Here is a 13458-nt window from a genome sequence, read left to right as displayed (position 1 = left end):
ACATGACTCAACCTTTATTTCAAAAAGTGGCGTTTATTGGACTTGGGCTGATTGGTTCAAGTCTAGCCCGTGTGATTGCTGCTGAAGGACTGGCGAAAACAGTCGTGGCTTCAACGCGTTCGCAAAAGACTTTGGATGATGCGCTTAGCTTGGGGCTGATTAGTGCGGGCTTTCATGACCCCATTGATGCTGTTCAAGAAGCGGATTTGGTGGTGCTGGCACTACCGGTACGTGCCACACAACATATCTTAGACGTCATCAAGCCACATTTGTCTGAAAAAACCATCATCACTGATGTCGGAAGTACCAAAGGCAATGTGGTGGATGCCGCCAAAGCCGTGTTTGGTGCGCGTTTACCTGAAGGTTTTGTCCCCGGACATCCGATTGCAGGGGCAGAACACACGGGTGTGCACGCAGGCAAAGTCGACTTATTTGCCAATCACAAAGTGATTTTGACGCCACTGCCGAGTAGTGCAGATTGGGCGGTACAAAAGCTGATTCGCTTATGGGAATATGCCAAAGCCGAAGTGATTTGCATGGATGTGGAAAAGCACGATGAAGTGTTGGCGCATACCAGTCATTTACCGCATTTGATGGCATTCAACTTAGTTGAACAACTGGCCAATCGTGAAGACAACCTCGACATTTTCCGTTATGCCGCAGGCGGCTTCCGAGATTTCTCACGGATTGCAGCCAGTGATCCACAAATGTGGCATGACATATTCTTTGCCAATAAGAAAGCCATTTTAAATGCAGTTGATGGCTTTGAAGCACAACTGGCGACTTTAAAAAACCTGATTGAAAATGAAGATTCACATGCATTGATGGGATTGCTTGGGCATGCGCAAGCCGCACGTCAGCATTTCAATCATATGCTCGCTAAGAAGCCCTTGATGGAGAACAATAAAGTGACACAACAATTTACGATTTTGCCGGGTGCACATACTTTCAAAGGGACATTTACCGTACCGGGCGACAAATCTGTGTCACATCGCTCGATCATGTTTGGCGCGATTGCAGAAGGTACCACGCATGTCACCGGTTTCTTGGAAGGTGAAGATGCATTGGCAACCCTGCAAGCTTTCCGTGCCATGGGGGTAAATATTGAAGGACCGAAAGATGGCGAAGTCACCATTCACGGCGTGGGGATGCATGGCTTAAAAGCACCGAAAGGTGAGTTGTATATGGGCAACTCCGGCACATCAATGCGCCTGCTTTCAGGCATGCTGTCTGCACAGCAATTTGATTCTGTGATGACTGGTGATGCTTCACTGTCGAAACGTCCAATGGAACGTATTGCCAAACCACTACGTCAAATGGGTGCGCAGATTCAGACTACAGGTGAACGCGGTACACCGCCTGTGTCGATTTCAGGGAATCAAGCTTTAAAAGGCATTCACTACGATTTACCGATGGCTTCTGCACAAGTGAAATCAGGCATTTTATTGGCAGGTTTGTGGGCGGAGGGTGAAACCTCAGTCACTGAACCTGAACCGACCCGTGACCACTCTGAACGCATGTTGCGTGCCTTTGGCTATGAAGTCAAAACCGAAGGCAATCGTATTTCACTGCAAGGTGGTGGTAAGTTGGTCGGCACCAACATCCAAGTCCCTTCCGATATTTCATCGGCTGCGTTCTTTATGGTCGGTGCTGCGATTACGGAAGGTTCTGATGTCACCCTTGAAGCAGTCGGAATTAATCCAACCCGTACTGGTGTGATTGAAATCTTAAAGCAAATGGGTGCAGACTTAACGGTTGAAAATGAACGCATTGCTGGTGGTGAACCGATTGCAGATATTCGCATTAAAGGCTCACGTACCTTAAAAGGCATTCATATGCCTGAAGATCAAGTGCCCTTGGCGATTGATGAATTCCCAGCATTGTTCATTGCAGCTGCATGTGCCGAAGGTCAAACCATTTTAACCGGTGCTGCTGAGCTTCGTGTCAAAGAATCTGATCGTATTCAAGTCATGGCAGATGGTTTAAAAACCATGGGGATTGACTGTACACCGACTGAAGATGGCATCATCATTCAAGGTAAAGGCAAATCAGGCGATTGGTCACCCATCTTTAATGGCGGTGAGATCGAATCACATCATGACCATCGTATTGCCATGAGTTTTGCGATGGCAGGCTTACGTACTTCAGGCGAGATTAAAATTGTAGGGACTGAAACCGTTGCCACCAGTTTCCCAACATTTACAGCACTGACTGAGCAAGCGGGTTTAAAGATTCAGGTTTCTGAATTGGATTAAATTGGCTTGTTATTGATTGTTAATTGAATACAGTCACAAAAATAGTCAAAATTTCAACGATTCAGCCAAGCGAAATGCTTGGCTGTTTTGTATTTATTGCTTATGCTCAAGCGAGAGAATAAAAAGCCTTGGGAAAGATGCAATGAGAAAATTACAATTTACCGCAGACTGTCGTGAGCATGATCATTCACAGGAGAATGTGTGCCATGTAACGCAAGGCTATGTGACGGAACTGCTGTCTAAAAAGTTAGTTGAACATGGCTTTAAAATGGGGAATGTGCAGTCAGCCAATGAGCAATTGGCGATACAGGTTGAAGATAATCCGATTGAGCTGGGTGTGAACTGTAGCCTCAAAAATAAAGATGGCGTGTTGGTCTGTGAAATTAGCGCACATGCCAATGAAGAACAAGATTGGTTTGAAAAAATTGAAACCCAAAGTGTGATTAAACAATTGGCACAGGCTGTTGAAGACACCTTAAAGCAAGATGCGCATTTTAGTGAATTTAGCTGGAAAGGCTAAATTGATATTGAAGTGATCAATAAAAAAACAGCCACATCGGGCTGTTTTTTTTTATTACGTTTAGGTAACGAAAGCTTTGAACTAGATCACCAAGAAACGATGTAGTGCAATTTTTAAATGCTTTAAATATCCGGTAAAGAAATGATTGGCACCCGGCAATACTGTCAAAATATGGCGCTGCGGCTTTGCCCATTCAATCAAATCTGACAGTAAAGTAACATCATCCGCTTCACCATGAATAAACAAGATGTCGCCTTTAATGGCAGGGGTAACGTAATGACGTAAGCCCTGAACCGTAGCCGTCGGTAAACCAAAAAGCACCAATTGTTTGGGTTTGAGTTCATCGGGTAAAGCATGATAGCTTTTTGCCATGACATGTGCGCCAAAGCTAAAACCACCTGCATAAAAAGGCAGACCGACATGCGTCATACGCACTTGACGAATCACTTCTAAAATATCATCCGTTTCCCCAAAGCCTTCATCATGAATGCCTTCACTTTGGCCTGAGCCACGGAAACTTGGACGATAAACGATGCAACCTTCTTCAGTTAAGATCTGAGCAAGAAGTGCGGGAACCTTATGTTGGGGGGTGCCACCTTGTAAGGGATGAGGGTGACAAACGACAGCAAATCCTTTCACTTCGCCCTGAGGGTAGTCAACAAAAACTTCAATTTTGCCAACAGGCCCTTGAATGAACAACTGTTCAGACATAACAATACCGATGATGATGCAGGGAAAGATTGAGTATTTTACAATCAATACGATAAAAAAACACAATTGGTAATAAAATAAGCTCGCTGTTATAGTTTAATTCATTGTTTTTTGATCAGGTTTTTATGCTCGCGTTAATTTCACCAGCCAAGACGTTGGATTATGAATCCCCCCTTCCGACAGATCGCCACACTTTTCCTCGATTATTGCAACAATCGCAACAACTAATTGACGTTGCCAAAAAACTGTCAGTCTCTGAAATTGCTCAACTGATGAGCGTTAGTGAAAAGATTGCACAGCTGAATGTGGCACGATTCAATGATTGGCAAGCGGATTTTAATTTTTCCAATGCACGTCAGGCGTTATTTGCATTTAAAGGTGATGTCTATACCGGCTTAGATGCGTATGCTTTGGCGGATGATGAGCTTCAATTTGCACAACAACATGTGCGTATGTTGTCGGGTCTTTATGGTCTATTACGTCCTTTGGACTTGATGATGCCATATCGCTTGGAGATGGGCACAAAACTGGCGAATCCAGTAGGGGCGAATTTATACGCCTTTTGGGGAGAGAACATTACTAATCTGATCAATGCAGATTTGGCTGAAACTGAATCTAGACTACTGGTCAATCTTGCCTCTGACGAATACTATAAATCGGTGAATGAAAAGAAACTCAAAGCCGAAATTATCAAACCTGTGTTTCTGGATCAAAAGAATGGCAAATATAAAGTCATCAGTTTTTATGCCAAAAAAGCCCGTGGCCTCATGGCACGTTACATCATTGAACATAAGCTTGAACGTGCTGAAGATCTAAAATCATTTAATAGCGATGGTTATTATTTTGATGCTGAAAGCTCATTGAACGGTGAGTTGGTGTTTAAACGTGATGAGCAAGCAGCTTAGTCATTGAATTGAAGTTTGCTGATGGAGGTGCTCAATGAAAGATTCAGCGACAACTGATATCCATGCTTTTAGTGAGCCTTTCCACGACTTTTGGTGGGCATTTTCCAATCTAGTTGAACTCACTGATCAACAGCGTGAAACCATTTATGCTGTGTTATTCACGGCATATACTGAGCCTCAACGGGCATATCACACTGTTCAACATATCGTTGAATGTCTGGATTTATTTTATAAGGTTGAGCATGAACTGAGTGATCCAATCGCAGTACAAAGTGCAATTTGGTTCCATGATGTGATTTATGATCCGAAGTCATCAGACAATGAACAGCGCAGTGCTGAAGTGATGATGGCGCATTGTGCTGATTTTTTGCATCCGGGTCAGCTTGAAAAAGTCTATCAATGGATTATCGCGACTCAACAGCATCAACCGAGTTTAGATGCTGATCTAAATACTTTGCTTGATATTGATTTAGCGATTTTAGGCAGTTCGAGTTTACGTTTTCTACAGTATCAACAACAGATTCAATCTGAGTATGCTTGGGTAGATAAGCAGGTTTATGCGGATAAGCGAAGCGCTGTGCTCAAGCAGTTTTTTGACATGCAGCCCTTATATCAAACGGCGTATTTTCAAGATTTATTCGAGTTTAATGCAAGAAAAAATCTGTCAGCTTATATTCAGATTGAAAATTTACCTGCAATCCAAACGTTAGAAAAATTTAAAACACAGAGCGCTAACAAGAAAATTGCCGGAAAGAAATTATTGAAAGCAGAATTTGTCCAGTGCTTGAACGAAATGATCTTGTATCTACTTATAGGCATTGTATTAGCAGCTATGACTGATTTGATTTCGAATCGTTTCATGGCTCTGTTTGTTTGCATTTTGCTCGTTATGATAGGTTATATTTACTTTAAGAAGAAATCAAAACAGATAACTTTACAACTCGATCACAGCAAGTCAAAGGCTTTTGTTCACACATATACGCTTCTTAATCATGTCAAAGCTTATGAACCATTAAGAGTGCCGTTACTGATTTATGTTATCTATTTAATCGATAAATTTTCTTGTGATTCATTGCGAGAGGTTGCCATTTTAATTACTCAAAAAATGGGTAATAAACAATTCGATCTAAATATGGTAGATGCGAGTTTAATGGAAAAGATTGGAGAGGCTTATTCTGAACAAAGCCCTAATATAGCTCAAATAGCGAGGATTTTATCTGATCTTTTGAATGATCAATCGATTGATTCAGAAAACATTCAATTGATTATGCAGAATATCTCAGAAACATTTTATAGCCTTTTAGATCATGAGATTGCATTCGAAGATAAGCATTTATATGACTTGATACTGTTAAAATCATAATTCAAAGACGTATAAAGACCGAATACACATTGAGATAATAACTATGCAAGGTCATTCGAAAATTGTGGTTAAGCGATGGTCTAAAGTAAAAAATGTAATGATAATCATTGTTTATTTTACAATTTTGGTTCTCTCATTCTTTATTTTTAATGATCCACGTATCGGCATGGTGATAAGTATCGCATTACGCTTTTTATTTTTACCATTTTATGCAATTGTTCGCTCGTGCATCAATTTTCAAAAGAGAAAAACATTTGAAAGATCGTTACTTACGTCTCAGGTCACCTTAAATTGGTTAGAACGTATTGACGTCAATGGGGAAGAATTAAGGATTCCACTATTGAACTATATTGAATATTTTCTTAATCAAAATCATCAGGAATGTTTTGAAGAGCTTGTAGATCATATTCAGCTAAAACTGAGGCAATCTTCATTTAATTTAAATGAATTAGCTCCTGATCTACGGGCTTGTATAGAAGAGGAAAGGTTTTCATTTGATCCTGTAATCAAACATATCGCGGAAGCCTATTATATATTGCTTAAAGATCTTCTACTTACTAAAGAAAAAGTAAAAAAAAGTGGTTCAGCACCTTTTAAAGACAAATGCTTATGCTGATAGTCATCAGTTGAATAATCAAGATCAATTTCTCAAATCTTGCCTTGAGCATTTTTAAACGCCTCAATCGCCCTTATACGACTCATTTTTAAGTCCACAACCGGCTTAGGATAATTCAAGTTTAAATTAGGATTTTTTGCATAAGGTGCATGAATACTTTTTGCATCCAAACCTGCCAGTTCTGGCACCCATGTCCGAATATAGTCACCATTGGCATCAAATTTCTGTGACTGACTAACAGGATTAAACACGCGGAAATAGGGCACAGAATCCGTTCCGGTCGAGGCACACCATTGCCAGCCACCATTATTGGCAGCTAAGTCACCGTCAATCAGATGTTGCATAAACCACTGTTCACCCAAACGCCAATCGATCAGTAAATTTTTACTCAAAAACATCGCCACGATCATGCGTACCCGATTATGCATCCAACCGGTGGCTAACATTTGACGCATGCCTGCATCCACAATCGGAATGCCAGTTTGAGCCTGTTTCCACGCTTGAAAGTCATCTGCCACAATGGGATCTGCTAAAGATCGCCAAGCCACTTTTTGGGTATTTAAGCGAAAGGGCAAATGTTTGGATACGCGAGGAAAGTCATGCAAAATGTGCTGATAAAACTCGCGCCACAACAATTCATCCAGCCAGATCTGTTGACCTGTATGTTCAAAATCAAGCTGTCCATGTTGTTCTCTAAACAGGGCATTGACACATTGACGAATCGATAAAACACCCATATTTAAATAGGCTGAAAGCTGACTGGTGCCTTGAAGATGTGGATAGTCACGCTCAGTCGGATAATGACGGACATGCTCATCTAAAAATTCATCCAGTAGCGCAAAAGCGTGTGCTTCACCCACTGTCCACATCGATGCAGGAGCTGTGAAATCAGGATAGAACGTCTGTACACAGGGAATGGAAGTCGAAAATTCAGAAATATTGAACTCAAGTGTGTTGATAGCAGGCTGTGCTTCAGGGGCAGGCAGACAACTCGGTAATGATAGACTTAAATGTTCATAACAGCGTTTCTTAAATGCACCAAACACTTGATAGGGGGCATTGGATTGGTTGCGAATATTGCCTAAAGGAAACAGCGTTCGATCGAGATAAAATTCAGTGGCGATCTGATGTTGATATAAAATCGCTGCAACCTGTGCATCTCGTTGTTGTTCATTGACGCCCGCTTCAATATTGGCATGCAATTTTTCAATCTTAAACTGTTGGCATAGCTTGAGCATCGAATCTGGAATATCTTTCCATAAGGGCACAGTTTCAATGAGCAGCGGAATATTAAGCGCATCAAGTTGCTGTTTAAGTTGTTGTAATTGTCTTAAATAAAAATCGATTTTGATGGGTGCATCATCATGCAATAGCCATTGCCCGGGCGATAACATCACCACCGCTACAGTTTGACCGGCTTGGGTGGCATGCCAAAGCGAGGTTTGGTCGTGTATTCTTAAATCTTGTCTAAACCAAATCAGTTGCATGGGCAGATTCATCTATCTGTGATTGAGGATAAGCATATACATACAATGATATAAAAATAAATGATTTAAACTGTGTAAGCCCTGTAATGATACGGCTCAATTGAACCAAAATCAGCCAATAAAAAAGGCAAAGTTTTCACTTTGCCTTTTGGGTGAAGATCAAAAGATCTTAGTGGTGATGACCACCTACACCGTGAACGTGACCGTGTTCTAATTCTTCAGCAGATGCTTCACGAATTTCAACGATTTCAACGTCAAATGTTAAGTCTTGACCAGCAAGTGGGAAGTTCGCATCAACGATTACATTGTCGCCATCTACTGATTTAACAGTTACGATTTGAACGCCATCATCAGTTTGCGCTTGGAACTGCATACCTGCTTCAATGTTTTCAACGCCTTGGAACATTTGTTTAGGCACTTCTTGAACAAGTTCAGCGTTGTATTCGCCATAACCTTCAGCAGCAGGAACGTTTACTGTGAATTTATCACCAACAGCTTTACCTTCTAAAGCTTTTTCAAGACCTGGGATGATGTTACCCGCACCGTGCAAATATGCTAGTGGTTCAGCTTGAGATTGATCGAGAGTTTCACCCTCAGCATTAGTCAATTTATAGTTAAATAAAACCACAAGGTCATTTGCAATAACAGTCATGTTAATGATCCATTCAAATATTTTAAGGGTACATCATAAAGTGAAAAGCAAAATTTGTAGACAAAAATTACTAAAAAAATGCGATTAACTCATTTTTTGATGCTTTTTTCATTAATAAGGGCATTTTTTCAGATTTCAATGCAATTTTATTTTTGGCACGATTTTCCTTGTCACAAAATCTTTGGCAGTGAGCAGTCCGGCATGGGCATAGCCATAAATCGTGGCTTGATGTAAACGATACAAAGACACATACATTGACTTGGCAATCACACCTTGTACATTGACCTGTCCAAGCAATTCACCCACGGCTTTATGTTCACTTAAAGACACCAATGAGCCTTTTTCTGAAAATTTAAACATCGGCAGTGCACGTTCAGCAATGCGATCTTTCATCGCTTCAGCAAGAAAAGTAGCTTGTTGACTCGCCACTTGCGCACGAGGCCCTAACGCCGCTTCACGCGCGTCTAAAATACAATAGGCGCAATCGCCGAGTGCAAAAATATTCGGGTCAGATTTGGTTTGTAAAGTGGCATAGACATGCAGTCGTCCCATACGATCTTTTTCAAAGCCTTCAAGCGCTTGAATGATCGGTGGCGTTTTAATACCGGCTGCCCAAACTTTCAAGTCGGCAGGAACTTTGCTGCCATCATTAAAATAGATAAATTCGGCATCGACTTTTTCTACACGCTTGTTGGTCAGCACCTCCACATGCATGTCTTTTAACTGCTCAGTGCTGTGTGCTGCCATTTTCTCAGATAGGGCAGGCAGAATTCGTGCTGCACCCTCAATGAGCGTGATTTTGACCTTTTCAGGATTAATTTTATTGAGACCATAGTTGTAGAATTTTTCTTTGGCTTGAACCAATTCCCCAGCAAGCTCCACCCCAGTTGCACCGGCACCAATAATGCCGATATTGAGTTCACGCTCATTGCTTTGATTCTGTGCATCTAAATACAAATGCAGTAAGTCTTGCTGAAAAATTTGCGCTTGATCAGGTGTATCGAGGTAATAACAGTGTTCTGCAACACCTGCGGTATTAAAGTCATTTGATACTGAACCCACCGCTAAAATTAAGGTGTCATAACTCAGGCTGAATGTTTCTGTATCGGTGCTGTTTTTAAGGGTGCGGGTTTTGCTGAGGGTAATGCTTTTGGCTTGTGCATCGACCTGATCTAAATGACCCAATACAAATTCATAATGGTGTTTGGCTGCATGCGCATAGTAATTGGTTTCTTCATTGCTGGGGTTCAGTGTTCCTGCGGCAATTTCATGTAACAGCGGTTTCCAAATATGGGTGAGACGTTGATCGACCAAGGTGATTTTGGCTTTTTTCGCTTTGCCTAAGCTGTTTCCTAACTGCGTGGCTAACTCGAGTCCTCCGGCACCCCCGCCGACGATGACAATATGATGGATCACTTTGGCTGATGTAAGATCAAAATTAGACATGGCTCACCTGTTGTTTTTATTAAAATGAATGGAGTAAAAAAAAAGAGATGGCATCACTATGCCATCTCTTTGATCTTGAACCAGATGAATTGTATAACAAGTTACATTTTTACAATAAAAACCAGTGTCTTAGTCTTTTATTTTGGCTGTGTCATATCTTAACCCAATGGATAGGTCTTGGCTTGACTCTGCGCATCTGAACCAAAAGGCAGCAGATTTTTAAACCAAGTGATTAAGCGTTCAAACCAACTTGATTCTTCAAGCTTCACTTCATCTTCAATCATAAAAGTTTGAATCAATTTGTTATTTTGATAAACATGCACTTGTGCCAATTCAACCATTTTAGCCAAAGGCGCAGTTAAGGATTGTGCCTTAAGTTGTATATCCATATGGGTTTGGGTTTGCGCCAAAGGCTCAACAGGGGTGAGTAGTCCTGTTTCATCGACTTGAACCATTCTTTGTTGAGTTTCGTCAAAGTCGTTTAATTGAATCAGGGTATCGGGGTTATACAGGGCAGTGGTCATAAATTGAGGCTGTTTCGCTTCGACTTTAAACATTTTTAAGGTCGATTGCACCACAGGAAGTTCTGCAATCAATTGCTTATCTTTGATTGCAACTTCATCACGGGTGTAGGTATAAGCCAAGTTTAACAATTTATGCGCGATTTCAGCACGCTTTATAGCACTCTTAGAGCCCATCACCACCACAATAATCCGGCGCTCTGGCATTTCAGCCAACCCTGATGGGCGATGCGCCGTTAAGGTTAGATTATAACCTGCGGCTTTGGTAAAGCCTGTTTTTAAACCATCGACACTGGGGTCAACTTTAAGCACCAAATTGGTCGCACGATGATAATGCTGCTTGTAAGTGAAATTCGGCAACACTGAATACTGCATATATTCAGGGGTTTGTGCAGTGACCGCCTGACCCAATAACGCCATATCATGTGCAGACGAATAGTGGTCATCCATGGTCACGCCCGGTGGATTGGCAAAATGTGTGTCATTCATCCCTAAAGCTTGGGCTTCTTTGTTCATGCGTGCAACAAAGGCAGGCACAGAACCTGAAATGCGCTCTGCCAAACTGACCGCAGCATCATTGGCAGACATCACAATTAAACCCGCCAATAACTGGTCAATGGTGATTTGTTCACCCGGTTTGAGGTACATTTGCGATTCATCCCACTGCACCACATTCACCACAGGGGTGGCTGTTAACAGCTCTTCTTTTTTCAAGCGTCCGGCTTGGATCTCTTTAAAGGCAATGTAGGCGACCATCATTTTGGTCATTGAGGCTGGGGCACGTTGTACATGGCTGTTGTATTCAGCGATGGTCTGACCCGACTGTGCGTCAAGCACGGTCCATGCCTCAGCTTCAACGCTTGCTGGGTCAATATTGAGCAGCGCCGCATTGACCACAGTAGAGACGAAAACACTGAGAAAAACAATAAATGAAATGAAAATTTTCAACGACAATTACCTTTAAAAGCCGATCCGATGGCAGAGAATTTAAGCACTCGCATGCTATGCTTTTTTCACATGCTTCGCTAGTCTGAGTTGCAGACAAATAACACGAACAACGCATGTCCTTGTAAAAAATGCTAATCTAACAGCATATTATTTTCTTTTATTTTGAACTCATATTATGTTGCATTATCAGATCGAATTTGACGATTATCGTCAGCATCTTATTCACGTGACTGTTCGTTTTGTTGCACAGCCGACACAAGCCCTGACCTTACCCACTTGGATTCCGGGAAGCTACCTGATTCGTGAGTTTTCCAAACATATTGAATCGGTACGTGCCTATGATGAAGATGGGCGTTTACTGCAAATTCAAAAGACCGATAAAAATCGTTGGCAGTTGTTCAATACGGATTTTGAGTTAATCACGGTTGAATATGATGTCTATGCCTATGATCTGTCGGTGCGTGGCGCCTATGTCGACCAAAACCGCTTATATGTCAATCCAGCCTGTGCGTGCTTGGGCTTAGAAGGTCAAGAAGACAGTCCGGTTGAAGTTGAGGTATTTTTACCGCCTGAACTGAAACATTTCCAATTGGCCACCGGTATGCAGTCCAAGACCTTAGTCAAAGGTCGTTATACCCTGAAAGCAAAAAACTATGCCGCGCTGATTGATTCCCCATTTGAGTTGGCAGAGCAAACGCGTTTTAGCTTTGAAGCGAATGGCATTCCACATGAATTTGTGGTGTCGGGTAAACATGCCATGAACGAACAACGCATGAAACAAGACATTGAAAAAATCTGTGCCACAGAAATTTCGATGTTTGGCTCAGCGCCTTTTGAAAACTATACCTTTATGACCATGGCGACAGGCAACAGCTATGGCGGATTAGAACATCCGAACAGCACCAGTCTGATTTCGCCACGTGATGATTTGCCCAAAGCCAATGAACCTGAACAGCCATCAAAAGATTATCAACGTTTCTTGGGGCTATGCAGTCATGAATATTTCCATTCATGGTTGGTGAAATTTATTCGTCCTGAAAATTTTGTGAATTATGATTTAAATAAAGAAGGTTATACCTCTTTATTGTGGATCTTCGAAGGCTTTACCTCATATTACGATGATTTGATTTTGCTCCGTAGTGGCGTGATTAATCAAGAATCGTATATTGCATTACTCAAAGCACAGATTGATCGTTATTTACAAAATCCGGGTCGTGCCATTCAAACGGTGGCTGAATCGAGTTTTGATGCTTGGGTGAAATTCTACCGTCAAGATGAAAACTCCAATAATGCCGGCACCAGTTATTACAATAAAGGCTGTTTAGTGGCATTGTGTCTTGATTTGGGTTTACGTTTACGTGGTTCAAGTTTAGATGCCTTAATGCGTAAGCTCTATGAAAATGCGCAAAACGGTATTCAAGTCAATGAGCGCACTATTTTTGATTTGTGTAAAGAATTGACTGGTGACAGTTGGTTGGAACAGATCAATCATTTGATCAATACCACTGATGAATTACCGCTGGATCAATTGTTACCTGAGTTTGGTCTCAGCTACAACCTTAAGACTGAAAAAGCCTTGCCATTCGGTTTGAAATTGCTAGATAAACCTGAGGGTGTATTGGTGCAGTCTGCACTACGTGATGGCGCTGGTGCAAACGCCGGTTTGTCTGCACAAGATGTGATTATTGCCATCGATGGCTTAAAAGCATCTGACAAATTGTTGCAGAAATATGCCAAACAAGCAGGCACTTATACTGTGTATGCATTCCGCCGTGATGAGCTGATGCAGTTTGAAGTGCAGGGTCAGGAAAATGCACTCAGCACAGTGGAGTTAAAGGTTGAAAATCAAGACAGTATAAATAAATGGTTGAAAGCCTAATATAAATTTTTAAAAAGGATGCTACGGCATCCTTTTTTTTTGCAACGAATTTGGGTATGATTCATCGCCTCGCACACCTGTTTGTCCAAAAAGGCGCATAAAAAATAAGATTTATATGCAACTTGCACATAAAAGGTGGGAGATGAATACCAAAT

At 41.6% G+C, this 13458-nt stretch carries 11 protein-coding genes; 6 read left to right on the top strand and 5 right to left on the bottom strand.

Going from position 1 to position 13458, the window contains the following annotated elements:
- Positions 1–2 precede the first annotated feature (2 nt).
- Positions 3–2255, top strand: coding sequence for a bifunctional prephenate dehydrogenase/3-phosphoshikimate 1-carboxyvinyltransferase (locus G8D99_RS10450; protein WP_166325497.1), 2253 nt, complete (start codon positions 3–5; stop codon positions 2253–2255).
- Between the two features lie 142 nt (positions 2256–2397).
- Positions 2398–2775 (top strand): hypothetical protein, encoded by a 378-nt coding sequence (locus tag G8D99_RS10445; RefSeq protein WP_166325494.1) that lies wholly within the window; start codon positions 2398–2400, stop codon positions 2773–2775.
- A gap of 81 nt (positions 2776–2856) precedes the next feature.
- Here G8D99_RS10445 and G8D99_RS10440 read toward each other — a convergent pair whose 3' ends face one another.
- Complete coding sequence (locus G8D99_RS10440) at positions 2857–3486, bottom strand: alpha/beta hydrolase (RefSeq protein ID WP_166325491.1); 630 nt, start codon at positions 3484–3486, stop codon at positions 2857–2859.
- A 125-nt stretch (positions 3487–3611) separates the two neighbouring features.
- Between G8D99_RS10440 and yaaA the strand changes: the two genes are divergently transcribed.
- From yaaA to G8D99_RS10425, 3 genes are read left to right on the top strand one after another with little or no spacing between them, the layout of a single operon-like run.
- The gene (gene yaaA, locus G8D99_RS10435; RefSeq protein ID WP_166325488.1) at positions 3612–4391 is read left to right on the top strand and encodes a peroxide stress protein YaaA; all 780 of its coding nucleotides are present in this window, start codon (positions 3612–3614) and stop codon (positions 4389–4391) included.
- 34 nt (positions 4392–4425) lie between these two features.
- The gene (locus G8D99_RS15595; protein ID WP_196782884.1) at positions 4426–5754 is read left to right on the top strand and encodes an HD domain-containing protein; all 1329 of its coding nucleotides are present in this window, start codon (positions 4426–4428) and stop codon (positions 5752–5754) included.
- Positions 5755–5797: 43 nt separating this feature from the next.
- Positions 5798–6370, top strand: a complete 573-nt coding sequence (locus tag G8D99_RS10425; RefSeq protein WP_166325485.1) for a hypothetical protein — start codon at positions 5798–5800, stop codon at positions 6368–6370.
- Positions 6371–6402: 32 nt separating this feature from the next.
- On the opposite strand, the gene G8D99_RS10420 is transcribed toward G8D99_RS10425, so the two are convergent.
- The 4 genes from G8D99_RS10420 to G8D99_RS10405 form a co-directional block, all read right to left on the bottom strand.
- Positions 6403–7869, bottom strand: coding sequence for a cryptochrome/photolyase family protein (locus tag G8D99_RS10420; RefSeq protein ID WP_171522761.1), 1467 nt, complete (start codon positions 7867–7869; stop codon positions 6403–6405).
- Positions 7870–8026: 157 nt separating this feature from the next.
- Positions 8027–8509, bottom strand: coding sequence for a peptidylprolyl isomerase (gene slyD, locus G8D99_RS10415; protein WP_166325479.1), 483 nt, complete (start codon positions 8507–8509; stop codon positions 8027–8029).
- A gap of 135 nt (positions 8510–8644) precedes the next feature.
- Positions 8645–9955, bottom strand: coding sequence for an NAD(P)/FAD-dependent oxidoreductase (locus tag G8D99_RS10410; RefSeq protein WP_166325476.1), 1311 nt, complete (start codon positions 9953–9955; stop codon positions 8645–8647).
- A 158-nt stretch (positions 9956–10113) separates the two neighbouring features.
- Positions 10114–11424, bottom strand: a complete 1311-nt coding sequence (locus G8D99_RS10405) for a D-alanyl-D-alanine carboxypeptidase family protein (protein WP_166325473.1) — start codon at positions 11422–11424, stop codon at positions 10114–10116.
- A 175-nt stretch (positions 11425–11599) separates the two neighbouring features.
- Between G8D99_RS10405 and G8D99_RS10400 the strand changes: the two genes are divergently transcribed.
- A complete protein-coding gene (locus G8D99_RS10400; protein WP_166325470.1) occupies positions 11600–13303 on the top strand; it encodes a M61 family metallopeptidase in 1704 nt (567 codons plus the stop codon).
- Positions 13304–13458: the final 155 nt, after the last annotated feature.

It is taken from the genome of Acinetobacter lanii (assembly GCF_011578285.1).
GTDB classification, from domain to species: domain Bacteria; phylum Pseudomonadota; class Gammaproteobacteria; order Pseudomonadales; family Moraxellaceae; genus Acinetobacter; species Acinetobacter lanii.
The sequence above is the reverse complement of the archived record's forward strand: the minus strand, read 5'-3'. Positions and strand labels throughout refer to the sequence as shown.

Excerpts from the sequence above, each read along its gene's own strand:
- G8D99_RS15595 (WP_196782884.1), top strand. The coding sequence starts at position 4,426 with ATGAAAGATTCAGCGACAACTGATATCCATGCTTTTAGTGAGCCTTTC.
- G8D99_RS10400 (WP_166325470.1), top strand. The coding sequence starts at position 11,600 with ATGTTGCATTATCAGATCGAATTTGACGATTATCGTCAGCATCTTATT.
- G8D99_RS10445 (WP_166325494.1), top strand. The coding sequence starts at position 2,398 with ATGAGAAAATTACAATTTACCGCAGACTGTCGTGAGCATGATCATTCA.
- G8D99_RS10425 (WP_166325485.1), top strand. The coding sequence starts at position 5,798 with ATGCAAGGTCATTCGAAAATTGTGGTTAAGCGATGGTCTAAAGTAAAA.
- G8D99_RS10420 (WP_171522761.1), bottom strand. The coding sequence starts at position 7,869 with ATGAATCTGCCCATGCAACTGATTTGGTTTAGACAAGATTTAAGAATA.
- G8D99_RS10440 (WP_166325491.1), bottom strand. The coding sequence starts at position 3,486 with ATGTCTGAACAGTTGTTCATTCAAGGGCCTGTTGGCAAAATTGAAGTT.
- G8D99_RS10450 (WP_166325497.1), top strand. The coding sequence starts at position 3 with ATGACTCAACCTTTATTTCAAAAAGTGGCGTTTATTGGACTTGGGCTG.
- yaaA (WP_166325488.1), top strand. The coding sequence starts at position 3,612 with ATGCTCGCGTTAATTTCACCAGCCAAGACGTTGGATTATGAATCCCCC.
- slyD (WP_166325479.1), bottom strand. The coding sequence starts at position 8,509 with ATGACTGTTATTGCAAATGACCTTGTGGTTTTATTTAACTATAAATTG.
- G8D99_RS10410 (WP_166325476.1), bottom strand. The coding sequence starts at position 9,955 with ATGTCTAATTTTGATCTTACATCAGCCAAAGTGATCCATCATATTGTC.